The organism is Pseudoalteromonas sp. Xi13 (assembly GCF_003952205.1).
GTDB classification, from domain to species: Bacteria; Pseudomonadota; Gammaproteobacteria; order Enterobacterales; family Alteromonadaceae; genus Pseudoalteromonas; species Pseudoalteromonas atlantica.
This window is the reverse complement of the sequence record NZ_CP034439.1, coordinates 2,179,300-2,205,483: the sequence shown is the minus strand read 5'-3', so window position 1 is coordinate 2,205,483 and position 26,184 is coordinate 2,179,300. Positions and strand designations below refer to the sequence as shown.

The 26,184-nt window shown below is 41.0% G+C and carries 19 protein-coding genes and 1 riboswitch; of the genes, 5 read left to right on the top strand and 14 right to left on the bottom strand.

Annotation, left to right across the window (positions count from 1 at the left end; genetic code table 11):
* Positions 1-168: 168 nt before the first annotated feature.
* Positions 169-3,318, bottom strand: a complete 3,150-nt coding sequence (locus tag EJ103_RS09880; RefSeq protein WP_126007463.1) for an efflux RND transporter permease subunit — start codon at positions 3,316-3,318, stop codon at positions 169-171.
* Complete coding sequence (locus EJ103_RS09875; RefSeq protein ID WP_126007461.1) at positions 3,315-4,496, bottom strand: efflux RND transporter periplasmic adaptor subunit; 1,182 nt, start codon at positions 4,494-4,496, stop codon at positions 3,315-3,317. Before EJ103_RS09875 ends, EJ103_RS09880 begins: the two co-directional genes overlap by 4 nt.
* Positions 4,497-4,665: 169 nt before the next feature.
* Here EJ103_RS09875 and EJ103_RS09870 point away from each other — a divergent pair, with 169 nt between their 5' ends.
* Entirely contained in the window at positions 4,666-4,929 is a 264-nt protein-coding gene (locus EJ103_RS09870; RefSeq protein WP_126007459.1) for a YkgJ family cysteine cluster protein, read from the top strand.
* Between the two features lie 1,033 nt (positions 4,930-5,962).
* Here the strand turns inward: EJ103_RS09870 and EJ103_RS09865 are convergent.
* The gene (locus EJ103_RS09865) at positions 5,963-7,816 is read right to left on the bottom strand and encodes a TonB-dependent receptor (RefSeq protein WP_126007457.1); all 1,854 of its coding nucleotides are present in this window, start codon (positions 7,814-7,816) and stop codon (positions 5,963-5,965) included.
* A gap of 176 nt (positions 7,817-7,992) precedes the next feature.
* Here EJ103_RS09865 and EJ103_RS09860 point away from each other — a divergent pair, with 176 nt between their 5' ends.
* On the top strand, positions 7,993-8,484 hold the full coding sequence (locus EJ103_RS09860) for a peptide-methionine (S)-S-oxide reductase (protein ID WP_126007455.1): 492 nt from the start codon (positions 7,993-7,995) through the stop codon (positions 8,482-8,484).
* Positions 8,485-8,490: 6 nt separating this feature from the next.
* Here the strand turns inward: EJ103_RS09860 and EJ103_RS09855 are convergent, their stop codons facing one another.
* From EJ103_RS09855 to EJ103_RS09830, 5 genes are all read right to left on the bottom strand, one after another.
* A complete protein-coding gene (locus tag EJ103_RS09855; protein ID WP_126007453.1) occupies positions 8,491-8,856 on the bottom strand; it encodes a hypothetical protein in 366 nt (121 codons plus the stop codon).
* A gap of 673 nt (positions 8,857-9,529) precedes the next feature.
* A complete protein-coding gene (locus EJ103_RS09845; protein WP_126007449.1) occupies positions 9,530-10,081 on the bottom strand; it encodes a DUF4136 domain-containing protein in 552 nt (183 codons plus the stop codon).
* A gap of 108 nt (positions 10,082-10,189) precedes the next feature.
* Positions 10,190-12,967, bottom strand: coding sequence for an ATPase (locus EJ103_RS09840; RefSeq protein WP_126007447.1), 2,778 nt, complete (start codon positions 12,965-12,967; stop codon positions 10,190-10,192).
* Positions 12,964-13,512 (bottom strand): hypothetical protein, encoded by a 549-nt coding sequence (locus tag EJ103_RS09835; protein ID WP_024033404.1) that lies wholly within the window; start codon positions 13,510-13,512, stop codon positions 12,964-12,966. The genes EJ103_RS09840 and EJ103_RS09835 overlap by 4 nt, the downstream gene beginning before the upstream one ends.
* 3 nt (positions 13,513-13,515) lie before the next feature.
* Positions 13,516-14,787 carry a hypothetical protein gene (locus EJ103_RS09830; RefSeq protein WP_126007445.1) on the bottom strand — a complete coding sequence of 424 codons (1,272 nt, stop codon included), beginning with the start codon at positions 14,785-14,787 and terminating at the stop codon, positions 13,516-13,518.
* A gap of 290 nt (positions 14,788-15,077) precedes the next feature.
* A riboswitch (Lysine riboswitch) is annotated at positions 15,078-15,250 on the top strand.
* A gap of 76 nt (positions 15,251-15,326) precedes the next feature.
* Here EJ103_RS09830 and lysC point away from each other — a divergent pair.
* Positions 15,327-16,712, top strand: a complete 1,386-nt coding sequence (gene lysC, locus EJ103_RS09825) for a lysine-sensitive aspartokinase 3 (protein WP_126007443.1) — start codon at positions 15,327-15,329, stop codon at positions 16,710-16,712.
* Between the two features lie 18 nt (positions 16,713-16,730).
* Here the strand turns inward: lysC and EJ103_RS09820 are convergent, their stop codons facing one another.
* Positions 16,731-17,474 carry a 4'-phosphopantetheinyl transferase superfamily protein gene (locus EJ103_RS09820; RefSeq protein ID WP_126007441.1) on the bottom strand — a complete coding sequence of 248 codons (744 nt, stop codon included), beginning with the start codon at positions 17,472-17,474 and terminating at the stop codon, positions 16,731-16,733.
* A gap of 138 nt (positions 17,475-17,612) precedes the next feature.
* On the opposite strand from EJ103_RS09820, the gene EJ103_RS09815 reads away from it, so the two are divergent.
* Positions 17,613-18,935 carry a sodium-dependent transporter gene (locus EJ103_RS09815; protein ID WP_004587706.1) on the top strand — a complete coding sequence of 441 codons (1,323 nt, stop codon included), beginning with the start codon at positions 17,613-17,615 and terminating at the stop codon, positions 18,933-18,935.
* A 67-nt stretch (positions 18,936-19,002) separates the two neighbouring features.
* Here EJ103_RS09815 and EJ103_RS09810 read toward each other — a convergent pair whose 3' ends face one another.
* Positions 19,003-19,983, bottom strand: coding sequence for a 2-hydroxyacid dehydrogenase (locus EJ103_RS09810; protein WP_126007440.1), 981 nt, complete (start codon positions 19,981-19,983; stop codon positions 19,003-19,005).
* Between the two features lie 303 nt (positions 19,984-20,286).
* Positions 20,287-20,838 carry a glutathione peroxidase gene (locus EJ103_RS09805; RefSeq protein WP_004587708.1) on the bottom strand — a complete coding sequence of 184 codons (552 nt, stop codon included), beginning with the start codon at positions 20,836-20,838 and terminating at the stop codon, positions 20,287-20,289.
* 116 nt (positions 20,839-20,954) lie between these two features.
* On the opposite strand from EJ103_RS09805, the gene EJ103_RS09800 reads away from it, so the two are divergent.
* Entirely contained in the window at positions 20,955-21,836 is an 882-nt protein-coding gene (locus EJ103_RS09800; protein ID WP_126007438.1) for an NAD(P)-dependent oxidoreductase, read from the top strand.
* A gap of 529 nt (positions 21,837-22,365) precedes the next feature.
* Here the strand turns inward: EJ103_RS09800 and sbcB are convergent.
* The 3 genes from sbcB to dkgB all read right to left on the bottom strand — a co-directional run bounded on the left by sbcB (position 22,366) and on the right by dkgB (position 26,177).
* Positions 22,366-23,811, bottom strand: coding sequence for an exodeoxyribonuclease I (sbcB, locus tag EJ103_RS09795; protein ID WP_126007436.1), 1,446 nt, complete (start codon positions 23,809-23,811; stop codon positions 22,366-22,368).
* Between the two features lie 592 nt (positions 23,812-24,403).
* Positions 24,404-25,357 carry an alcohol dehydrogenase catalytic domain-containing protein gene (locus EJ103_RS09790; RefSeq protein WP_126007434.1) on the bottom strand — a complete coding sequence of 318 codons (954 nt, stop codon included), beginning with the start codon at positions 25,355-25,357 and terminating at the stop codon, positions 24,404-24,406.
* 1 nt (position 25,358) lies between these two features.
* The gene (gene dkgB / locus EJ103_RS09785; protein WP_126007432.1) at positions 25,359-26,177 is read right to left on the bottom strand and encodes a 2,5-didehydrogluconate reductase DkgB; all 819 of its coding nucleotides are present in this window, start codon (positions 26,175-26,177) and stop codon (positions 25,359-25,361) included.
* Between the last annotated feature and the right edge of the window lie 7 nt (positions 26,178-26,184).

The window sequence follows — 26,184 nt, the reverse complement described above, 5'->3', positions numbered from 1 at the left end:
TTATAATGCGTTAGCGATGCTTTAAATTGAGGGCGCATAATACGCTGATATAATTAAAATAATTACCCATAATTTATTTGAAACACTTTATAAAAACTATTAATAATGCAGGCAATAAAAAGCTCGGCGTATTAGGCCGAGCTTTAATGGTTGGGAGAGAAACTTTAATTATTTGGCAGTGGGTGCCGGTTGAATACTTATAGGTTGCGATTTACCAAGTAGCTTACGGGTAAGGCGCTTAGCGTCTTCTAGTGCTACGTATTGGCAAGGTATAAGTATTAAAGTAATTACCGTGGCAAATAGCACACCAAAGGCCAGCGATACCGCCATAGGAATAACTATTTTAGCCTGTAAGCTGGTTTCCATAATAATTGGCATTACACCAATAAATGTAGTGATTGAGGTAAGCAATATAGCTCTAAAGCGCTTTGCACCGGCCTGCATAACGGCCTGTTTTACGGCCATGCCTTCTGCGCGTGCTTTGTTTACAAAATCAACCATTACGAGTGAGTCGTTTACGACTATGCCCGCTACCGCAATAATGCCAAACATAGACAGCCCGCTCATGGTCATACCTAATATTACGTGACCAAACATTGCACCTACTACACCAAATGGAATAACCGACATAATAATAAGCGGCTGCGAGTAAGAGCGAAGCGGAATGGCCAATAAGGCAAATATAATCATCAGCGATATAGCAAAGTCGCGTAACTGCTCATCGGCGCTGTCCATTTCTTCTTGTACGCGCCCAGCCACATTACTTTTAACGCCTGGGTAGCTTTTAAGCAGTGAAGGTAAATAGGTATCGCGAATTTCTTGTGCAATAGCAAATGGCTCAACTTGGTCAGTATTTACTGCTGCCCACACATTAACAGTACGGTTTGAGTTTTCACGGCGAATACGGTTTACACCATCTACTAGCCTAACTTCGGCTACTTCGCTTAACGGTACTTCTGCGCCGGTTGGGGTAATAATACGCGCACTTTGAATGTTGCTAATTGAGTTACGCTCGTTTTCTGGGTAGCGTATCATTACTTTAATTTCTTCGCCTTCGCGTAAAATACGCTGTGCTTCTAATCCGTAGTAACTAAAGCTTACTTGCGATGCAACATCGGCAAGTGTAAGTCCCATGCTGTAGGCCAGTGGTTTTAAATCAAGCTGTACTTCTTCGGTGGCACTTTGCAGTGAGTCGTTTACATCGCCTACACCTTCCATGCTTTGTAGTTTAGCTTTTAATTTACCGGCTACTTCTTTTAGCTCATCGGCATCTTTGCCTTGTAGCCTAAAACTTACGTCGCCGTCATCACGTCCGCCGCTAAAAATATTATCTTGAATATTAAGCGTTTTAACACCTGGAAGCGGGGGCATTTGTTCGCGCCACAGGGTGCTTAATGCAAAGGTGTCGATAGGGCGCAAGTGTGGCTCTACTAAAATAGCCATAATGTTTGCTTGAGTACGCCCACGTAAGCTTACCGATAAATCGCGGATCATGCTTTGGCCGTATTGCTCTTCAAGCTCTTTATCTACTTTGAGTAAAACATCTTCTATTTTACGGGCCGTTTCAAGGGTGGCTTGCTCCGAAGAGGCCAGGTTCATTTCAAGCGTAATACGTGGAAAATCATGCGGTATTTTAGGGTTAGGCACAAACTTAACTAAGCCGCCTGCAAACATACCTGCACTGACTATTAATATACATAAAAAGCCAATAATTACGGTATAACGATAATGTATACAGTGACCTATAAAAGGCGTGTAATAGTTTTGTACAAAGTGTTTTAAGCCACTATCAACCACATTACGCAGTTTATGTAATGGGTTTTTAGGGTTAGGTTTACGTGGGTTCATGGCTGCAATATGCGCAGGTAATATTAGCTTTGATTCAATCAGCGAGAAAATCAAACACAATATAATAACCACACCAATGGCTTTAGAAAACGCAGCGCCTGGGCCCGATGCCATAGCTTGCGGTAAAAACGCCGCGATAGTGGTTAAAACCCCAAAAGTGGCAGGCATTGCAACGCGCTTAACTCCGCGAATAACATTATCAAGGCTATGACCGTGTTTTTCTATTTCGGCACTGGCAGACTCACCCACGACTATGGCATCGTCGACCACAATGCCAAGTACAATAATAAAGGCAAATAACGACACCATGTTTATGGTGATGTCTAAAAAGCCAATTGGCATAAACAAAAAGGCACCTAGAAAAGACACCGGTAAGCCCATCATTACCCAAAAAGCTAAACGCAGCGGTAAAAACAGTGCCAGCACTATCATTACTAAAATACCGCCCCATACCATGTTGTCGATCATCATATCGAGTCGACCTTCAAGGTAGTAAGTTAAATCAACAATAGGGGAGAGCTTTACGCCTTGTGGAAGTTTCGATTGTTTTTCTGCCATGTAGCCTTTAAGAATTTTAGCTACATCGGTAATGTCTTGATCTTTTGAGGCATCTACTTCAAACGTGAGTGAGTTTTTACCGTTATATTTAGAGTAAAGTAAGCCTTCTTCAAAGCCATCATTAATCGTCGCTACATCGCCTAAGTTAATCTGTGCGCCATCGGCAAGCGTTATAAGCGGAAGCTTTGCAAATTCACCACCACGGTAGGCTTGTTTTTCAACACGCATTGAAATATAGCCAGTGTCAGAGCGAATTTGCCCTGCCGACATATTGGTAGAAAAATTTTGCACCGCACTTGAAACATCTCTAAAAGTTAGGCCATATTCACGTAGTTTGTCGGGGCTTATCTCTATGCCTATTTCGTAATCTAGGCCACTGTAAAAGTCGACTAAATTAACGCCAGGCAAGGCGAGTAGTTCATCTTTTATGTCGTTACCTAGCTCTTTAAGCTGGTAGTAACTCATGTCGCCATAAAGCGCGAGGATCATCACCTCTTGCTGAAATTTTTCACGCTGAATAACAGGGCGCTCCATTCCTGCCGGAAAGGTATTGATAGAATCAACTTGCGCTTTTATTTCGTCTAGGGCTTCTTGTAGGTCGTATTTTTCTTCTATTTCTACCCACGCTTGCGCATAACCTCGGTTAGAGTAAGTGATTAAACGCTTTATACCCTCGGTACCCTCAAGGTTTTCTTCAATTTTTATCGTTATACCTTCTTCAACCTCTTGCGGGGCTGCGCCTGGGTATACCGCTTCAATACTCACCCAGTTACTTTCAAATTGCGGAAATGCCTGTTTACGAATTGTCAGCGCTGTTAAAAGCCCGCCAATAAGTATAAAAATCATGATGAGGTTTGCCGCCACTGGGTTACGTGCAAACCATGCAATTAAGCCTTTTTCTGAGGTACTCATGGTGTATCCTCTTTAAGTGCTAATTGAGTCACATCGCTTTTAGGCTCAGTGCCTTCTAGCTTAACCGCCATGCCTTCTGTTGGGTATTCAAGGGCAGAGGTAATAAGTTGCTCACCACTGTTTAAGCCTTGGTTCGCAATCACCATACCGTTTTGTTCACGTACAATATTAAGCGTTTTAAAACTTAGGGTGTGATCGTCGTTTAAAATAGCAATTTTGTTATTTTTAACTAAATGGTGCGGCACTATAATCGCGTTATCAAGCGCGCGGCCTTTTATGGTGGCATTTATATAAGAGCCAAAACGCAGTGGTTTGGTGTTATCAGCGTACGGAGTTGGTAACTGAGCAACTAAATAGCTCATACGGCTGGTTTGATCAACCACACCTTCGCTTCGTACAATCTTGGCTTGCCATGTTGTTTGTTTGCCGGCAAATTCAGCATTAAGTGTAACCAATGCGCCAATACCGCCGTTATCTAGGTATTGCAGCTCTTTATCTGCAACCGGTAAACGCACCTCTGCAACCGAGGTAGCGCTTAGCTCGCCAAACTTGCTACCCGCACTAACCACTGAGCCTAAGCTAATGGTGCGTTGGTTTATTATAGCGTCGTAAGGGGCTTTGATGTACGTGCGTTCTAAATTACGTTTAGTGCGTTTTACACGGGCTTGGGCAGAGCGAAAGTTTGCCATTTTTTCTGCAAGTTGTGGTTTACGTAAATAAAGCTCCGATGCAATTGCATCGCTTGAGTCTGATTTAATACGTTCCCATTCGGCTTTAGCTACGTGAGCTTGCGCGCGTTCTATTTCAAGCGCTGAACTTGCTTGGGCAAGGCCTGCTTCGGCCTCAATTAAATCGGCCTCGTAATCATTTGGATCAATTCGTGCTAAAATATCGCCTTGCTTAACAAACGCGCCTTCAACAAATTGTTCGGCTACTGAAATAACTTGCCCGCTTACTTGTGCAACCAGCTCTGTACGGTCTTTAGGTTTTACTACGCCGTACGATTTAACATCGAGCGTTATTGCATCAATGTTTACGTTTTGCGCAGCAACAAGTGGGCGAGTGTCTTGCTCTGGTTTTTCTTCTGGTGGTGTTTTCATGGCTGAAAGGCCAAAAGCGAGTGCAATCCCGGCTGCTAAAACCGCGACTGGTAATAAAATTTGTTTTTTAGTAGCCACAAGGCATTCCTTCATATATTTGGTGACAAGGCAATAATACGCAATAAAGTGTTTACAAGGCGTTTTAAGATGTAACAAAGCATTACATATGTGTATTACAGATAAATAATGGGCTAGGCAGGGTGTTAATTTAAATACAGAGGCCTGGCTTTAACTAACAGAGGTATTTATGAAAACAGTGCCTATGGCATGTCGCTTAGGCTGCGGCGCATGTTGCATTGCCCCAAGTATTAGCTCCCCAATCCCAGGAATGCCAAACGGTAAAAAAGCCGGAGAGCGTTGTATTCAGCTTGATGAGAACAACTTATGTAAACTATTTGGTGATGAAAGCCGCCCTAAAGTATGTAGCGATTTTAGCGCCACATTTGATGTATGTGGGTCAACTAATGCAGAGGCTCTAGCGCTTATTACCGAACTTGAGCAGTTAACCTAGCTTACGAAGTTAATACACATATATTTACATTTATCTATTTCTGAGTAATTTTTTAAGTAATTAAAAGCTGCGCTTTTCACGCGAGCAAGCTCTGCGTCTACCGCAAATGTGCAGATATATGGATGTTTTGTAGACGTAAAGCTTGCTTACGTTACAGGCAAAGCCTGTAAAAATGGTTTATTTACAAAGAGGTTAAGGGGCGCTGCACTTTTTGAGGAAGAGATTAACTTTAAGCAATAGTTGGTTTGTGTTTTCTCATTTACTACTCATTCGCTTCTCTTTGTGCTGCTTTTACTGGCTTAAGGCCATAAAGTGAATAACTCACAAAGAGGGCAAGAGGCGCGGCGCTTTTATAGGAAGAGATTAATTTTAATTAATAGTTGGTTTGTATTTTCTCATTTACTGCCTATTCGTTTCTTTTTGTGCAACTTTTTAGCTTTGCTTTATATAAAAACGCGCTGCTTTTACTGGCTTAAGGCCATAAAGTGAGTAACTCACAAAGAGGGCAAGAGGCGCTGCGCTTTTAGAGGAAGAGATTAACTTTAAGTAATAGTTGGTTTGTGTTTTCTCATTTACTACTCATTCGCTTCTCTTTGTGCAACTTTTTAGCTTTGCTTTATATAAAAACGTGCTGCTTTTGCTGGCTTAAGGCCATAAAGTGAATAACTCACAAAGAGGGCAAGAGGCGCGGGGCTTTTAGAGGAAGAGATTAACTTTAAGCAATAGTTGGTTTGTGTTTTCTCATTTACTACTCATTCGCTTCTCTTTGTGCAACTTTTTAGCTTTGCTTTATATAAAAACGCGCTGCTTTTACTGGCTTAAGGCCATAAAGTGAGTAACTCACAAAGAGGGCAAGAGGCGCGGGGCTTTTAGAGGAAGAGATTAACTTTAAGTAATAGTTGGTTTGTGTTTTCTCATTTACTGCTCATTCGCTTCTCTTTGTGCAATATTTTTTTCTAAAATAGCGCTTTTATAAAAAACACAGCGTCTACAAACCAAAGTTTAAATTGAGTTTGTAAACGCTGCTTTAATTTTACCAACTATACGTTGCGCTTAACGTATATTGTTCACCGCGCCCTGGTGTACCAGGTATTTCTTCAAACGACTCATCCCATACGTTATCTGCCGCTAAAGTAATAAATAAATTGCTTAACTGAGGCGGGGTTATTTTAAGCGTGAGTTGGGTAAAAAGCGCGTTGTCGTCGCCGTTTCTAAGGGCGTTTTTGTGCTGTGTACGCCATTCGTTATCTATTCTAAATTCTAAAATATCAGTTGGGTTATACACAGCGCCAAGTGTTAAACGGTGATCGGGGAAGTTTAACGCGTAAAAACTGGCATCAATATCGGCTGCGCCGTAGTTTTCTGATTTATGTAAATAGGTGTAGCTAGCAATAAGTTTTGCTGTATCAAAGTGCTTAGTCGCTAAAAATTCAACCCCTGCAGTATCAATATCAACCGGGTTTGCAAAGCGCGCCGAGGTAGAATCAAAATTAAAGGTCCAATCGGTTAAGTTATTATCTTTTCGATAAAAAATAGCCGAGTTTAACTGCCAGCTTTGCTCTTCAAGTAATAAACCTAGCTCTAAGTTTGAAGTGGTTTCGCGCTCAAGGTTGTAGTTACTTCTAAATAATCCACCAGAATCGCTGCCGCCAATAGCTGTATAGCCTGCAACTTGGCTCGCCTGCGCGTACGATAAATAAAGGCTTTGCGCTGTGCCGTCATTATTTTGGGTATTTAAGGTTATATCACCAATGGCAGATACCTCAGCGTCATCACGGTTTGTATCGTCATACGCAGCCCCTAAACGAAATATAAGCTGTTGATTAGCCTTTAGCGCCATTGTGTATTGGGGCAATACGCTCAGCTTATAATATTTTCGTGAGGTAAAGTTGTTTTCAAGTGTGGTTGATTCAATCGAGTCATCAATAAATTGTGCTGAGTAATTGATTGCAAATGCATTGCTTTGTGCATGGCGGCCCGAAAGAGCAAGCGACTTAACCTCGCTTTTATGAAACGCTTCAAATGCACTTGGGTTTTCGCGCGAGTAAATATAGTGATCGTCATGGGTGCGGTAATACGCCGATACTTCAAAATTACTGTTCTCAGCGTAATTTTTTTTGTGATTAAGCATCCAAAGGCGGGTTTCTAAATCTTCAGTTTCGTTAACGCCAAAAGGGGTATACAAGTTAGGCCAGCCAAAAAACTTATCTTGCGAGCCATAAAATAAATCGGTTTGGCTATTCTTACTTGCCAATTGCACGCGAGCTGAGGCGCGCGAAAAGTCATGGTCACCATTATCAATAGTGCCATCACTTTGCGAGTGAGAATATTCACCTTCAAAACCTAAGGTATAGTCAGCTAAGCTATCAAGTTGTGTGTTTTTAGCAGCGTGAATACTTTGAAGATTAAAGTCGTTCGTACCAGTACCAAGCGATACACTACCGCCAGTAATAATCGGTTTCCAACCAAACGAAACCGTACCTACAGAGCTGTTCATACCGTATAGTGCGTTATCGGCACCGGTTAAAACGGCTGGGCCGCTTAGCATTTGCGGTGCAATGGGAATTTCAGCAAAATAATGACCAGATTGCGGGTCAAGCAGGGTAGCACTGCCTACTCTAAAGCCGGTGTTTTCAAAAATACCGCCACGAATAGTTACATCAGCTTGTGCCTCAGCCATATTTCGTGATTGAAGATCTACACGCGGATCGTATTCTAAATTAGAAATAGGCGAGTCAAATGTACCTACAGGCAGTTTATTCGCAGTAGGCGAAGCCTCCACTGTTATTTGCTCGATTGAAGACTCATCAGATAACGTATTAGCATAAACAAATGGGGTAACACTGCATAAAAGTGCAGGCAATATAATGTGTGGTGTGCGGTTCATGTGCTTCTCGTCGTTTTTTATTTGAAGCTGCGGTTACAATAAATTTCAAAGCTTATATTTGAGCATGATAAAATAGACAAATGTAACAGCAGTCATTTTGTGCGCGATTGTACATTAATTTGTTAATATCTGCATTTGATAACCATTCACACTTTTCTCATTAGGTAACATTTATAATGGATATTAAAGAACACAATACTATTTACTTTGCTGGTGGGTGCCTATGGGGCGTACAAGAGTTTATGAAACACTTACCAGGTGTTGTTAGCACACAGGCAGGGCGCGCGAATGGTTCAAGTAAAACTACAGATGGCGACTACGATGGTTACGCAGAATGCGTAAAGGTAATTTTTGACCTAAACGCCGTTAGCCTAAATAAGCTATTTGACTACTTTTTTGAAATAATTGACCCATATAGCATTAATAAACAAGGGGATGACGTAGGCCCTAAATACCGCACTGCTATTTACAGCAAACACCAAGGCCATTTAGACGCAGCAAACAATTATATAAATAAGCGCAGTGATGCAGAAAAAGTTGTAGTCGGCGTTGAGCGGCTAACTAATTACGTACCAAGCGATCCTGAGCATCAAGACCGTTTAACTAACCACCCAGATGACTATTGTCATATACCTTTTGAGTTATTGCATAAATACAGAACGAGTTAATAAAAACTATTGTTTATTTTTTCTTTGAGCTTTTTTGCTTAGTTTTTTCTCTTTTTTACGCGGAAACATGTCTCTACTTAGGTACGGTATAGCCAAAAAAAAGATCCCACACCCTAAGTAAAAAAGAAGGTTAAAAAGATAAGCAAATGGAGAGGTAGAGAAAAAATAAACCTCAGATTCAACTCGATAATCTGTTGGTGTATGAACATAACCGTCGTATATAGATTTTACTGCGATTATGATAGATAAGGAGCCTATAGCTAAAAAAGACAAGGAGAATGCTATTTGATTTAATAACATTCTGGTATTACTAATATTAGCGTGTTTGATTTTAGGCTTCTTTTTTGTTTTTTTATTATTTGGTTGCTTCATGTTTACCAAAAAAAGTAATAATCATAACTATAAATATACCGACAAAGCCTACGGTTGAGAAAACTAAACTATATTCACTTTGAATACTGAAAATATTTAGCAGGCTAGTTATTAATAAAAGTGATATTCCAAGTGTTTTTAACACTTCTAGTGTTTTATTCAAACGTATCCATGTTTGACAATATGGGCACTCGACTTCAAAAAATATCCCTTTTTTATTAGTGTTTTTTATTTCCGTACTTTTGATCTTATTATGGCAACTAGGGCATGTAGGTTTCATTTTAATCCTTTATTTAACCTTTTTAATTTCTCTTAGTACTTTAAAATCAATATAGCTTGATCAGCGGTTTACTGTAAATACCAGTCTTTGGAAGTGGTGTAAGTGTTTTCTGCTAAAAACTATTTACAAAGATATTACTGTCAACGCTACTCTAGGTAGGCTCAACACTTAAATTATATTAGAAAAATTATACATAATTTAAAGCTTCACTTTCTTGCTCAAATAATTAGTCCCTATAACTTAAATTTAGCTCGGAATAGTTGTAGACGTGCAGCTTGCTGACGTGACGAGCGCAGCTCGTAATTATTTAAATCTGAAGTCCCAAAAATAAAAACCCACAAAAAAGCTCACATACTGTGAGCTTTTTAAAACTTATTTAACGCTAATTTTAACTTACTGCTGCTTTTGCGGCGGGAAGTTGCTTAAAATATTAGCGACTGTTTCTTTAATTGATGCTTCGCGTTGCTCAGGCGATTGTTTTTTCTTTAATCGACCTTCTTTTGCGCCGCGCCATACAAGTTGGTTTGATTCGCGGTCAATAATATCAATTACTAACGTACCCACTTCGTATTCGCGGGCGCTAATGTCGCGTTGAAAACCCGTACCCCAGTACCCCCAACGCGCGCCGTAGCCTACGTTAAAGCTGTCTACTTCTAGCTCTTTATCTACCGATGCATGGTAGTTAACTAGTACGTCAGCTTGGGCTGGGTCTACTAAGCTCATACCTAATGTTTGGCTAAGCTCATTATTAACGGCAGTACGTACACGTTTTTCCATTAAGCCGTTAATTTGGTAGTTTGTGGTGTCTTTGGTTAGGCTCGCGTTTTCTACCCAAGCAAATGTTTTAAAATTACTAAAGTTGGCTGATTTGTCGTAATCCCAGTCAGGGGTTTGCGTACAGGCTGTAAGTAATGTCAGCGCTGCAACAATAAGTATATTTTTCATTACCTTTGCTCCAATAAAATGCGTTAATTTAAAATAACACACATCGTTTAAATGTGTATTAGTTTAACGTCCTATATTTTAGTTTAGTTGGTTTGCCTTAACGGCCAATTAATTGTGTTCAACTTCAATCCAGTCTTTTTCGTCTACCCAGTTTTGGGCGCCATCTTTTACTGAACGAATAGGTACAATGTAATCACAGCTTACCTGCGGTTTAACCGAGGCAAAAATTGGCACAAAGCCAAAGCTCAGTGCCGTTTCTATGATTGCTTTTTGGTTTTGCGGGTCAATGTCGGCCGCTTCATCAATATAAATAGGTATACGGTAAAGGTTTTGTTCCTGATCGCTTAATAAGTAACGAATAAACAACATGCCACATAATAACTTAATAGTAATACGGGTCCCGTTTGAGCCAGCTGAGTCTATTTTTTCAAAGTGTTCTGTTTCACCTGCGCGGTTAACCACTTCAAAACGAATATCAAATAAGTCAGTTAATGTAAGGCCTGCTTTGTCGGAGGCAAGTTTTATTAGGTGATCTTTTGCTTCGTTTACCGCGCTTTCGCTGTAAGGTTCTTGGCTTAATAAATCAAGGGTGTCGCCTTGTTCAAACTGATGCGACGTGCTGATAATGGTATCAATACTATCAACCAGCATTTTGCGCGGTATTACGTTAATTTTAAACGCTTGAAGGTTAGAAATACGGTGCTGGCTTATGCCTTTATTAAAGCTGTTCATTTCGCGGCGAAGTCGGTCTAAGTCTTCACGCAAGCCTTTAATTGTGGCGGCTACTTCGGTCAGGGCTACGCGGCCTTGGCGCTCAACGGCATCGCGTTCGTTATCGAGGTTATGAAACGCGCTAATCAACTTTTGGTATTTAGTAAATTCGTCGTTTTCGTTATCGAACTTAGTAATACCCGCGTTATATACATGCAAATAGGTATTACGCACGTTTATGTCAAAGTTGCGCAGCTCTTGGCAGTCTTTATTAAAGTGATGTACTAGGTCGCTTAAGTTATCAAAGTCGACTGTTATATCAATCATATACGGGGTTACTTTACCGCTGTATAAATCAAGCGTGTGGTCAATTCGCTCGCTTTTAACTTGGCGTAGGCGCTCGGTTTGGCGATTAATTTGCTCTTGCTTAGATTTAATTAACGAGCGCCTGTCTGCAATTGAGCCACTATTTTTTTGAATGTCTTGCAGGTAGTCGTCAACTTGTTCGCGCTCTGCTAATAACTGCTCTTTTAGCATGGATTGCGCTTCTACCGATTGCTGCATTACCTCAAATTGCTCTAAGCGTTTTAGGGCGCTCTCTGCGCTCATTAGCTCATCGTAAAGTGCATCTTTTTCTTTTTGTTTATCGGCCACGTTAGCGGCTACTTCGCGCTGTTGTTTAAACTCTTTTAACGAGCGTTCCAGCGCGTCTAGCTGAGCGCTAAGTTGGGCTTTGTTTTCGCCGCTTTGCATTTGCACTGGCGACAGTTTTTTAAGTTTAATGCTTGCACCTGGAAGCGTTAGTACACCGCCTTTGACGTTTTCGCTTAATAGCGATAAAAATTCCCCAAATGCGTCTTCATCATCAATGGTTATATCGCCATTGCTGGTGGTGGCAAACGAGAGTATATCGGGGTTTAAAATGCGCGATATTTCTTCTACTTCTTTAAGTGATAGGTCTTCGCGCATTCGAGTAAACAAATTAAACTCAAGGTTTTTAAGCTGCAGTTTTAAGCTTTTAATTTGCTTTTGCGTTTCGCTAATGCGGTAATCAAGCGTGTGTAGGCTTTGCCCTTGTGCGCTGGTAATCGAGTGCGAAAGCGACTCGTAGTCTTGCTTAAGTTGGCCAAGGTTGGTTTTAAGGGTGGCTTTATTTACCAGTTCAAATTCACTTTTAAGAGCGCTGTAATCTAAAAACCATTGCTCTATTTGGGTTTGCCTGCGCTCTATATCGCGCGATTGCTGTACGTATAAGCTTTGCTTTTGCTCAAACTCGTGTTTTTCGTGCTCTATGTCTTCAAGGGCAATGGCTAGTTCGCTTAGTTGCTCTTCTTGGTAGGTATCAAAGTCTATTAATGCTTGATCAATTTTAGGCGCGTAGGCTGCTAACTTACCTTTAAGCACGGTTTGGTTTTCAAGCATTGATTCAAGCGCCGTTATTGGCTCTTGCATTGATTCAAGCGCTTTTAATTCGCGTTTAGCACGATTTACTTTATCAAACGAGCGACGCCATACTTCGTAAAAGTCCACTTTAGAGTTAGACATATGGCGTTCAAACACACGTAGCATAAAGCGTTTAACATCGCTTGCACCCAATTTGTGTAAGTTAAGAATACGCCTAAAAATTTCTTTATAAATGGCGGAGTCTTGCACGTTATTAAGCGGGATCATTTTTAAATTAATGTCGCCGTCAAAAGGTGTTGCGCCGCCGGTAAGCAGGGCGTTTAGCTCTTGTGCTTTAAGCTCTATAGGGTTGTAACCTTGCGTTTTTAAATGATTAAACAGCTTGGTAAACTTAATAATGGTATTACCTTGCGTGTACTGCGCTAAATCAAGTTTGCCTTGATAACAAAAGTACTGATGCGCGTAACCGGCTATTTTACCAAGGCCTGCTACACCAATAACCACCGAGCCATGGGGGAGGTTGGCTTCAAGCAAAATGTACGACTGATCTGATGAAAAATAAAATTTACGGGTTTCATCTAAATCGTGCCCGTCCCATTCGGTTAGGCGCAAATCGTTTATTAGCGGAAATTGCAGGGCGTTAATAACCGAGCTTTTACCGGTATTGTTTGGTGCACAAATAGAGCTACTTTTATCAAGAGGAATAACACACTTTGCATAGCCTGCGGTATTAAGTAGGGCGAGTTTACTTAGTCCGTATAAGTTTTTCATTGCTCGTCCTCTGTAATGTAGGTTTCTTCGTTTACTTCCATAAGTGCATCAATATAGCGGTGAATAGGCGCTTGTAGCATAAAGCCGCCTTCTACTTCGCGGGCAAGGCCTAAACGTACCATACGCAGGTATACATCTTTTCGTAAATCTGAGCCCGAAAATATCTCAAGCTGATCAAACAAGTGTTTATTAATTTGCACTAAGGTTTGCATCAGTTCTAAATCGTTTACTTCATCAAATAGGGCACGCATTGGGTCTTTACCCGTATTGGCAAAGTGCTCAATTAAAATGTAAATAGTCAGTGCAATAGCACGGGATATTTTACCCATGTTTGGCGTGCTTTCGTCGCTGGCAAAGTAGTAAAAGCCGCGGCTGTCGTGTTTTAAATCGTGGCCAAGGGCGCTAAATAAGGCGCTATAAGATTCTATGTGCTGGTCAAGCTCTTGCCACATTACGTTGTCTTGTTCGCAAATATGGTAACCCGCACCTAATTTTTTATTAATGGCTTGTAGGTGCGTAAGCTCGTCTAAGTTTATATGTGTCATGTGTTACTCGTCTGCCTGTGTATCTGGCTGAGGCGCAGAATTAAATGGGTATAACGAAAAATGCTGGCCGGCAATTTTTACGCGTGTTTTTTCATCGCTTTGGCTAATGTGAATTTCACTGTCGCTGACTAGTTTTTGATATAAAAATAGCATTTCGTCGGCGTCTAATTCTGGGTAGCTTTCATCTAAAAATTGCAGCAATGGCTGGGGCTTTTTACGTTTTTTATTAAAGCGTTTTGCAAAGCTTGTTTTAACATCGTGGTAATCAGGAATGTTTGGCGTGACAAATGCCGGCACGTCTTGTTGCTCTGGGAGCTGGTATTCTTCGTGTTCAAATTCTACCAAGCTTGCCATATAGGCAACTATATGACGCTGCTGGCCAAGCGAATAACGCTGCGCATCGCTTACAAAGTTTGGTTGTACCGCGCTTAGCATGTTGTCTACGCCATTTTTACGCACAAGGCCAAGCACTTTTGCTGCCTGGCGGGTAATTAGGTTATTACGGCGTAACTCTTCGCGCAGTGGCATAAGCATATCGGCACTTTTGCGTAAGCTTTCGCGGCCAACTAAATGCATTTCGAGTATCCGAGTACGCAATTGCTCAAGCATACGTTTGTCGCTGTAGGCTTTGCCTGAGCGTTCAATGTGCTCTATTTGCTTACTTATTTGCTGCTCAATCAATGTAAAACAGGCATGAAAGTCACCGCGAATATCGACCATTTCAAGCATCGGCTCTATGTATTCGTCAAAGGCTTCTATTACCGCTTTGTAGCGCTTTTGCAAAGATTGCACCGCGTGATCAGATTTAGCTTGCTCAACAATGTTTAAAATAGCGTTTTCGTTGTGCGCGTAAAGCTTCATTATTTTACGCACCCGATCATCCATAATGCGGCTATAGCGGCGTAAATCGTCAAAGTCTTCTATTTCACCGGCATTATCTAATCGGTTTCCTAGGCGTGCTAAATCATCAACCAAAACGCTAATTTCTTGTGCTAAACCTAGGTGTTCTTCTTGTAATAAAAAGGTCGCAAAATCGGCAATGGCGCGGTTTATTTCAAGCTGGGATGATTTAGCCAATGGAATAAGTATGTCTTGATTGAGCAAACGATTTGTTTCTTTGTATATGCGCTCGTTTGTCCACGTGGGGTGTTTTTGCTTAATGGCGTTTTGCACGTCTTTGAGGCTAAAGTCGGCCATTTTAAAACGTTTAAATAATAGCTCTAAAACACCCCAGTGTTCGCTAAGGGTGTTAAGCAGCTTTTTAGCTGGGATCATAATGCGGTGATACATCCTAGTAATGAGTTAACTACACTTAAAGCAGAGCGTAGTTTTTATATTTTTATAATAAAAAGTACTCGTTATTAACTGGCTTAATTTACACATTTTTTTAGCTGGCGTACAGGTGAGTTACATTAAGCGCTGTAAAAGTAGCCAGCAATGTAAACCTTGGCTAAATTATTCGCGTTATATTAGCTAAAACACCTTGACAGCTAGACGTCTAAACGATAACTTTCAAAGCCCCGCTACACAGTGGGGTTTTGTTTTATTAGCCACAGGTTAATACAACATTCAGAAGAGGTGCGATACTTAGGTATTTAATGGTAGGTGACGAACGCCCATAACCATTAAAGAGGGAAGTACTCGCCGAGGAAAACAAGGTTACGTCAACCGTGTTTTTCGGTTTATGGGGCTGAATCCCCAAAACTGTCACCAACTTAGGTGGAGAGCTTCTGGCAGCGGACACATCTTATTTGCATTCCTTTGCCAAGTTCTTCTTGTTTTTTAGCGGTTTGGATACCGCGAAAGGAGACGAAATGACTACCCAATCAGTGCCACAAACAGTATCAGGCGCAAAATCAGATTACATCGTTGCCAAATTTGGCGGAACCAGTGTTGCAAACTTTGAAGCGATGAGTCGCTGCAGCGAAATTATTGTTGCAGATAAAAGCGTACGTATTGTAGCTGTGAGCGCCAGTGCCGGCGTAACTAACCACTTAGTTGCACTGTGCAAACCCGACCTTAGTAAAGAGCAGCGCCAAGCACACATAGATGGCGTATTGGCTATTCAACAGGCTATTTTAGATGAGTTGTCGCTTGAGGCCGATTTAGCCGTAGGTTTTAACGAGACGTTAAAAGCGTTTCAAACGTTAGCACTTGAAACACTCACTACTGATCAACAACACGATGAGCTGCTTAGCTTTGGCGAGCGTTTATCGTCTTATTTATTTGCTCAAGTGCTGCGCTTAAAAGGCTTAAATGCAGATAGGTTTGATGTACGCAAAGTGCTTAAAACCGACAGCCAATTTGGTAAAGCAACGCCCGATGTTGCGGCCACTGCACAAGCCGCTAAAGATCTGTTAATTCCGTTATTAGATGAGCAAGTAATAGTTACACAAGGGTTTATTGGTAGTGATGAATTTGGCCAAACCACAACGCTTGGTCGTGGTGGCTCTGACTACAGTGCGGCGTTATTAGCAGAGGCTATTAACGCTAAAAGTGTACACATTTGGACCGATGTAGTGGGTATTTTTAGCACCGACCCGCGTTTATGCGCTAAGGCAACGCCAATTGCCCGTTTAAGCTTTGATGAAGCCGCAGAAATGGCGACATTTGGCGCAAAAGTATTGCACCCTGCAACTATTTTACCAGCAAGCCGTAGCCATATTAATGTATTTGTAGGCTCTAGCCGCGAGCCAGAGCGCGGAGGAACGTGGATTGAGCGTGAAAAATCGCAGCAGCCAGGTATTCGTGCCGTTACGCAGCGTAAAAACCAAATATTGCTAACGCTTAAAAGCCCAGAAATGTTATTAGCAAGTGGCTTTTTGGCCCGTGTATTTACTATTTTAAGTGAATTTAACATATCGGTAGATTTAGTTACTACCTCAGAAATTAGTGTTGCCATTACGCTCGATAACGCGCCTAATGCCTCGCGACCTGAGCTTGAGCAAGCGTGTTTAGATAAATTGGCCGAATTTTGTCATGTATCGGTTGAAAACAACTTAACCTTAGTGGCGCTTATAGGCTCTGAAATACAGCTACGCCAGCACGAAATGAACCTAATGAACGTACTAAAAGAGTTTAATATTCGATTAATTTGTCATGGTGCAAGTAAGCACAACTTATGCTTTTTAGTAGAGCAAAGCGAATCAGATACCGTGGTACAAGCAATACACAGCCGCTTATTAGAAAGCGCTGCTTAAGCTTTTAAAGCCAAGTTATTAAGTATCCAAGTTATTTAGTATAAAGCACCGCCAGTCGGTGCTTTTTTTATGCGCCACGCTTATATCAAACTCCTCATTGGCAACCGTTATGCTGTTACTCGATGCTGTAAGGTTTAACAAAGAAAATTCATCAAATACATTTGGGCTAAGCAATTGCGCTATTGGGCGGCTAGTTGCTTTAGCGAGTGCTTCTTTTAAGGTCCAAATTCTAAAAAAGCTCTGAGCTTGCTCTTTTATAGCCAAAGGGGCGGTAATTAAGGCAATTTCAGCCTTATTATAAAAATGCTTAGCGAGCTTTTCGAATGGGCGTTTTAAGTTTATTTTTTCAATATCAAAGCCAAACTCCGCCTTAGTAACATTAAGTGCAACGCCAACTAAGCCATGCGAGTGCGAAATACAGGTATTTATAACGGTGTGGTTTATATGGAGCTGTAGTTTTGAGCATTCTTCATTAAAGTGGGTGCTCATTTTATTAAGCGGTATGTGTGCGTATTGGGGCTGAGTATGCTTTGCAAGTTGCTTTAGTAATATACGCGATGCTAGATATTCTTGCTTTGCTTGCATTCGTTTACGGCGATTTATAACGCTTAGCTCAAATGGGCTTAGGTATTGGGTTAAATCAAGGTGTTCTAAATTAAGTGTGTTGGCATTAAACACTAAAATAGTATTGTTGCTAGGGGATAAATCGCTATAAAAAGAGGGAGCAATACTTAGGGTGTTTTTAAAAAAGTGGTTAGTCATACGCGCTTAAAATAAGTGAGTGCTGTAATTATGAGCGGTTAACAGCGCTTATTTATGCCAAAAGCAATTTTATTACTCAGTTGGCATTAAATATGGTTTAATTCACAATAATCAAAGAATAACAGAATTTGTAGATGTATGGCACAAGTGCGTGATGGATTTCAAAGCCGTTTTGGTTTTGTTTTAGCCGCTGCAGGCGCAGCAGTGGGTTTAGGTAATATTTGGGGTTTTCCTACGCAGGCGGCCAACCATGGTGGCGGTGCATTTTTATTGGTTTACTTTGTAGTTATATTTTTACTTGCGCTACCTGCGCTTTATACCGAACTTTATTTAGGCCACCAAGCGCAAGCAAACCCAGTAAAAGCATTGGGTAATGCGTGGCAAAATACCAACAAAAAAGTAGGTGCTGCCGCAGGATATATTGGCCTTGCGGGCGCTGTGGTTATGCTTAGCTTTTATTCCATTGTAGCTGGGTGGATGCTCTCTTACGCCATAGAGCCTATTACTACATTTTTTGGTTTTACCGCCGCAAGCGAATTTTTACACAGCGACTCTATGGTGCGTAATTTTATATTTACGCCGCTTATGCTTATTTTAACCGCCAGTATTATTTTAAAAGGGGTTAAATCTGGGATTGAAACCTGGTCACGCCGTTTAATGCCATTGTTATTGGTGCTACTAATTGGCTTAATTTTTTATATAGCCAGTTTAGAAGGCGCCAGCGAAGGGTTTGCTGCTTATTTAATTCCTAATTTTAGCCAAGTGCTTGACCCAAATTTAATCATTGCTGCAATGGGGCAGGCTTTTTTCTCGCTCTCATTAGGGGTTGGCTGCATGATGATTTATGGCTCGTACCTGCAGCCAGATGCAAACCTGCCAAAACTAACTGCAAGCGTTGCACTACTTGATACCAGCGTGGCATTTTTAGCAGGTTTACTGATAGTGCCTGCAATTTATGTAGCGCAGCATAACGGGGTAGAGGTGTTTAGCGGCGGAAAACTTATAGGTGAAGGGCAGCTTATATTTGCTATTTTGCCAGAGCTTTTTAGTACCATGGGCGAAATTGGCTTACTAATTGGGTTACTGTTTTTTGTACTTATGTCGATTGCATCGGTTACATCTACTATTTCTACCACAGAAATACCGGTAGCGTTTTTAGTAGAAAACCACCGCGTAGATCGTACTAAAGCAACGTGGGCCGTTAGCCTAGTGGTGTTAATATGCGCTAGTGCAATAATATTAAACTTTGAGTGGTTATTTGGTTTAGTAATCATGCTATTTACTCAGTACCAACTTCCACTTATGGGGCTATTTTATTTCATAACCGCAGGTTGGATGTGGAAACGCGGTAATAAGCTTCATAAAGCCAGCACCGGCACGCATTACTGGTTTGCTCAATACATTCGTTTTGTGTGCCCAGTATTAATGACTCTTGTTTTTGCAAACGTTGCGTTTGGCTAAAGTATTTTAAGCTTTACCCGTTATGTGAATAGCAAAACGGGTAAAGCTAAATTAATGGGCCGCGGCTTTATAAAACCTCATTGGTTAAAGGTCTCTGTTCATTAATTTCTATTGCGTTTTGTATGGTGGTATTGGCAATCTCGCTAAGGGCTTCTTGAGTAAAAAAGCCTTGGTGGCCAGTTATTAATACGTTTTTAAAACTAACTAAGCGCGAGAATATATCGTCTTGGTTTATCTCGTCGCTGTGGTTTTTAAAAAATAGCTCTGACTCCTGCTCGTACACATCAAGCCCTAAATACCCTAGCTTTTTAGTTTTAAGCGCATTTATACACGCTTTGCTATTAAGTAGCGCACCGCGCGAAGTGTTAATTAGCATTACCCCAGGTTTCATTTTATTAAATGCATCGGCGTTTATTAAATGGTGTGTTTGCTCATTCAGTGGGCAGTGCAGTGAAATTATATCGCTTTGAGTAAGCAGCGAATCTAAATCGGTGATGGTGTAATTGCCAGGTGTTGCATAAGGGTCGCACACTAAAACATCCGCGCCAAAGCCATTTAAAATATTACAAAGGGCAAGGCCAATTTTACCACAGCCTATAATGCCAACTGTTTTGTTGTGTAAGTTAAAGCCTAATAAACCGTTTAAATCAAAGTTGTCTTCGCGTACGCGGTTATAGGCTTTATGTGTTTTACGGCTAAGGGTAAGCATAAGTGCAACACAGTGCTCAGCTACGGCTTCTGGGCTGTATGCGGGTACTCGTAATACCTTAATGTTGTGTGCTTTGGCGGCTACTAAATCAACATTATTAAACCCTGCGCAGCGAAGTAAAATAGTATTAATTCCTTGCTCAGCAAGGTGCTCAATAACGAGGGCGTTAACTGTGTCGTTTACAAATACACACACAGCATCAAACCCTTTAGCAAGCAGGGCTGTTTGCTCGTTCAGTGCTTGCTCAAAGTAACAAATCTCTATTTGAGGGTGTTTGCTAATACTGCGCTCAAAAAAAGGCTGCTCGTATTTTTGCGTACTAAAAAAAGCAATGTTCATGTTATTTACTCCAAAGCCTAGCTGTTATAGCAATCCGTATAATCAAGTGATCTATTTTGAGGATGGAAAAACGCGTTGATAGTAAGGCAAAAAATTCGCTATTTAGTTGTTCTCGGCAATTGCTCCTGCATTGCTCTACCTTCTGCATCCATGCAGTCGTAAATGAGAGTTTTTTAACGCAGAGAGCGACACGTTTAGCCCCTAAAAATGATTAAGTATTATTGCTGATTGGTATTATACGTAACCTTAAACTAGTTTAATAAAGCATGCTTGAGTAACCACCCGTTTATTGATTTAGAATAATTAAGCGCCTTTTAATGCATTAAAGTTGGGTATTATTTTTGCGTTATTTAAGTTATTAGCGTTTAGTGCGCTAGGTAAGTTTGCCTCAATGACCTGTTTAAGCGTTTCGGGCTTGGTGCGCGGCGCATAACGTGCAACGAGCTGACCTTGTGGGTTAATTAAAAACTTGGTGAAGTTCCACTTTACTGCGCGGTTTTGCGAAATACCACGGGTATGCGACTTTAAGTAATTAAACAGCGGATGCGCCTCGGGCCCATTTACCATTACCTTACCAAACACTTTGAACGACACGTCAAATTGTCCTTGATAAAAGTCTTTAATTGCGAGGTTATCAAGCGGCTCGTTTTGGCCAAATTGATGACACGGAAACGCTAAAATAGTGAAACCGCTATTTTTATATTCTTGATAGAGCTTTTCTAGCGAACTTAATTGCACCGAAAAATTACACTTACTTGCTGTATTAACAATAAGTACTGTTTTGCCTTTTAGCTGGCTAAGCGCAAAGCTTTCGCTGTTGTATAAAGGGGCACTAAATTGATAAATACTATCCATGGTTACCTACTTATTTCCTTACGTTGGAAATTTATAAAGACTTAATTCGCTTTTTAAGCAGCCGATTGACATAATCGGGCATAGTTTCTAAGTTAGCAGGAAAATAAGGCACTTTTATGTCAATCAATGTTGCATTTATAGGTTTAGGGGTAATGGGTTACCCAATGGCAGGGCATTTAGCAAAAGCGGGCTTTAATGTGTGTGTATATAACCGCACTCAAGCAAAGGCGCAAAGCTGGGTAGATGAGTATGCAGGAGGTTTTGCTACCACGCCGCGAGAAGCTGCTAATAATGCTGATATTGTATTTATGTGTGTAGGTAATGATGATGACTTACGTGCGGTTGTTTATGGTGAAAATGGTGTTTTAGCGGGGATGGCCGTTAATAGCATTTTGGTTGACCATACAACGACATCGGCCGAAGTAGCCCGTGAAGTAGCAGAAAAAGCAGCCTTGCAAAGTATCGATTTTATAGACGCGCCCGTATCAGGCGGACAAGCAGGTGCTGAAAACGGCGTGCTTACAGTCATGGCTGGCGGTAACGAAGCTGTTTTCACTAAAGTGCAACCCGTAATGGCAGCATATAGCCGTTTTAGCCAGTTATTAGGCGATGTGGGCGCAGGGCAGTTATGTAAAATGGTTAATCAAATTTGTATTGCCGGCGTAGTGCAAGGCTTAGCCGAGGGCTTACACTTTGCTAAACAAGCAGGGCTTGATGGTGAAAAGGTAATTGAAACCATTTCAAAAGGGGCTGCGGGTTCGTGGCAAATGGAAAACCGCTACAAAACAATGTGGGCAGGTGAGTACGAGTTTGGTTTTGCCGTAGATTGGATGCGCAAAGATTTAGGCATCGCGCTTGATGAAGCTAAAAACAACGGCGCTACGTTACCGATGACTGCAACGGTTGATCAATATTACGCCGACGTACAAGCGCTTGGTGGCGGCCGATACGATACATCAAGCTTACTAGCACGCATTGAAGCACTGCACAAAAAATAACTTTTTGAGTATACCGCTGTAGATGCGCAGCTTGCGTGACGGGCAAAGCCCGTAAAGTGATTTATTCACAAAGAGGATAAGAGGCGCTGCGCTTTAGAGGAATAGATAGATCTAAAAAGGTTTATTTTTTTTGCCCTCTCATTTACTCCTCATTCGCTTCTCTTTGTGAGTCGTGTTTTATTTAAGCATTTAAAAGCTGCGCTTTTCACGTGAGCAAGCTCTACCTCTACCACGCTGGTGTAGATATGGGTTTTACTTGTAGATGCGAAGCTTGCTTACGTGACGGGCAAAGCCCGTAAAGTAATTTATTCACAAAGAGGATAAGAGGCGCTTTGCTTTTAGAGGCAGTGATAGTTCTAAAAAGATTGTTGTTGGCCTTTATGTTTTCTCATTTACTTCTCATTCGTTTCTCTTTGTGCAAAAAATTTTGGCTTTGATTGTAGTAGTAAAGTTATATAAAACAAAAAACGCGACACTTTATTGCTAAAGTGTCGCGTTTTAAAAGTGTTCTACACAAACTTAAACTAAATTACATGCTTTGCGCGTAGTTATACAAAGCCTTTAAAATGGTTAGGTTTTTTTCGCTGTCGTCGTGCTCATGGGCCAAGTTTTCAAGGGTGATCATAAAATCTTGTGCACTAATTGAGGGTTGATCTTCTCCGTGCATTAACTTGTTTTGGCAATACTGACGCCATTGGTCAAGCTCTTGCTGGTTGAGCGTTTCAGGCCAGTTTCGCGCGCGGTATCTAAACAGTAATGTATTGAACTTTTTATCTTCAAAATCTAAATTTAAGCCCGCTAGCTCGTCTGGTTTAGCATCGCGAATAATCGCAAATTTAGCTTTGTCGGCATGGCTTGTAAAGCCATCGTAAAGTAAGTAATCAACGTTAGTGGTTGCGCTGTAATCGCCTTTTTCATTAAACACTTCGGTTACTTTATCGCGAAGCTCGGTATTGGCTTTTAAAATAGCTAAATTAGCGAGGCATTGCTCGCGGTCAATGCCTAAACGGGCTGCATTTTCAGGTAATAACGTTTTAGCAGGCGCTAAAATAGGGCACTTGTTTAAATGCACCAGTTTTAAACCAACGGGTAAGTCACCCTCGGCTAAATCTACACGTTTGGTGTATAAACGTTTACGTAACTCTTCTACGTTTAAATCAAGCAATACTTGCGGGCTTTGGGTTAAATCAAAACAAATAACCGCGTTTTTATTTACCGGATGAAAGCTCATAGGCGCCACCCACGTAGTACAGCCCTGCGTTGCAGGAACACGCGATGATGTGTGTACCAGCGGCGTCATGTTAAATACATCAACTAACTCGCCAAGTGCTTTTTTATTACGCAGCCCAAAAAAGAAGTTATAAAGCTTTGGTTGTTTTTCTTTTATAAGTTTAGCCAGTGCAATAGTGGCGGTTACATCGCTTAGTGCATCGTGCGCAGCGGCGTGTTCAATGCCATTAGCTACCGTTAAATGTTCAAGCTTAAAGCTCGGGCTGCCGTCTTCTTTTAACGGCCATTCAATACCCTCTGGGCGCAGCGCATAACACGCACGTACTAAATCAATAATATCCCAGCGGCTGTTATTGTTTTTATATTCGCGCTCGTACGGGTCGTAAAAGTTACGATAAAAGCTATAACGGCTTACTTCGTCATCAAAGCGAATACTGTTATAACCAGCAACACAGGTGTTTGGCGCACTAAATTCAGCGTGAATTTTGGCTATAAACTCAGCCTCAACCAAACCTTTTTGCATCGCCACTTGTGGCGTAATACCCGTAATTAAACATGCCTCAGGGTGAGGCAAGTAATCCGCTTGCGGCTTACAATATTCAATAAGCGGCTCGCCAATTATATTTAAATCAAGATCGGTACGAATTCCCGCAAACTGGCTCGGCTTATCTTTTTGAGGGCTCGCCCCCCAGGTTTCATAATCGTGCCAGTAGATTGTTGCTTGATTTTGCTCTTGATATGCCATGCTGAAAACCCTGAGTAGTTAACTTAAAAACGCTTAAATACACGCCAAGTTACTAAAATAATGAATTATTTAGATTATGGCATATGGGCGAGGGAGTTTATAGTTTTGGGTGATAAATGTGTTCGCGGAACTTTGGAATAAGATCCACGGCTAGAGCTTAAGCTTATGCGATACAATGACGGGTATTGCAGTAAAGTGGTTAGATAAAAAGTACCTGACATAAAAAACTAAACCTTATACACAAATCAAGTCAGAAAATAGATTGTTCCAATTCTAAATGATTGGTTTTAATTTCATCTCGTTAGGGTTCTCAGTATGAGTAAGGAATATCATAAGCTGTTAACGCAATTTTATTTTAGCAAATGGGGCACGTTCGCTTAACACAGTTGTTAAAGGTTTTATGGCAGCTTTAAATATGATTGCTTATTAAAAGTTGCTCTGCTTATAAGGATCAGTTACCCATAGAGTATGAAAACTTTCTAAGATAAGGTGTCCAGCTAGAGTGCAGCAGTTCAATTTGATATCACAGCTTATGACAGAGCCAAATCACCCGCCCCATGATAGGCTGGTGATTTTCTGTGTAGTGTTAGTATTAAGTTCCACTGCCAGTAACTACGGTTTTAGCTTTTGATTGCTCACTAAAAATAAGTGCCTCATTAAGTTTTTCAAATGAAAATACTTTAGGTGGATCAGTGATTAGGGTTTGGTTATCTAACTGGTTTATTAATGCCTCGCCCTCTTTTATGAGTTCAACCCAGCCTTGCTCATCGCCATAGTTGTGCAACGCGCCAAAAGCAACTTCATGATAAGAGATTGAGTTGGTAAATGCAGGAAACAGCGGTTCCTCAATTCTATCTTGAATACAGACTAAGTGGCCGTTAGCTTTGAGGTAGCTTGCAAGTTTAGTAGCACTCTGCTGGCCTTTAGCATCAAATACGGCGTGGTATTGTTGCTGGCATTGGCTTTGCTCCCCCAGCACTTTATTTACACCAAGTGATAAGGCCTCTGTTTTATTCGCACTTGGGCTGAGTAAATCGATTTTAACGCCATTTTTATGAAGCAGCTGTATAAGGATTTTGGTGACTGCACCAAAGCCAGAAACCAACACCTTTTTATTTTGCATGCTTGGCACTTTATTAAATGCCTGTATTGCTGTGAGCATGGGGCACGGTAAGCTTGCAGCCATAGATAAAGAAAAGTTTTGTGGGAGTCTCATTACTCGTTGAAATTTTAACACTGTGTATGTTGCAAAACTGCCAGGTAAAAGCAGCGATTGATGATAACAAACCGAGCTGCCTATAAACTCTTTAGGTACGCTTGCGCCTGTTTGAATAACAATTCCTGCGCCATCCACACCGGGTGTAAAACCGGGCGGCCAAGCTAGGGGATTGGCTTTTATAAATTTCCAATCAACAGGGTTTATACCCATTGCTTTATTTAAAACAACAATTTCATTTTCGTTTATGTTTAAAGGTGGCGCAATTGAAGATAGAAGCAGGGGTGAGCCTGCCTCTTCAAACTGCCACGCTAAATCGCAGCTGTTCATTTTAGTTATCCCACTGTGGAGAAAAGTCAGGTGATGCTTGGCGATCGTTTTTATTTAATTGATCAATCGCGGCTATTTCTTTAGCACTAAGTGTTAAATCAGGGCCAGCTAAATTTGTAATCAGATTACTTCTTTTAGTTGATGAAGGAATCGTTGTTAATCCATTCGCAAGTGCCCACGCAATAACAACCTCAGAAGGCGCCTTATTATGACTCTTGGCAATATCAATAATGGTTTCATCTTTGAGAACTTTACCAACAGCAAATGGCATATAACCTGTCACATGAATGTTATTTTCACTGCAAAACTCGCGTAATGACTCGTTTGTTAAGTAAGGGTGTACTTCTACTTGGTTAGTAAAAATTTCACCGTTAGGCAAAATAGCCATAGCCTGTTTAAGCAAATCAATAGTGAAATTTGATACGCCAATATTTTTAGCAAGGCCTAGCTCTTTAGCTTTAACTAGCTCACCTAAATATTCTTCCATCGGTTCATCGTTCTCTGGAGATGGCCAGTGTATCAATAACAAATCTACATAATCAGTTTGCAGTTTACTTAGGCTTTCTTTAACACTATCAATGAATGATGCTTTATTTAAGTTAGCATTCCATACTTTTGTAGTAATAAAAATATCGGCTCTAGGTATGCCGCTGTCGCTAATAGCTTGGCCTACTTGCGCTTCGTTGCCATAAATTTGTGCAGTATCTATATGCTTATACCCAACTTCTAACGCCATTTTTACAGAGTTGTAAGCCACTTCGTCTTCTAAGCGAAAAGTACCCATACCTAATTTTGGCATTGTGTTTAAATTTATGTTCATTAGTTGT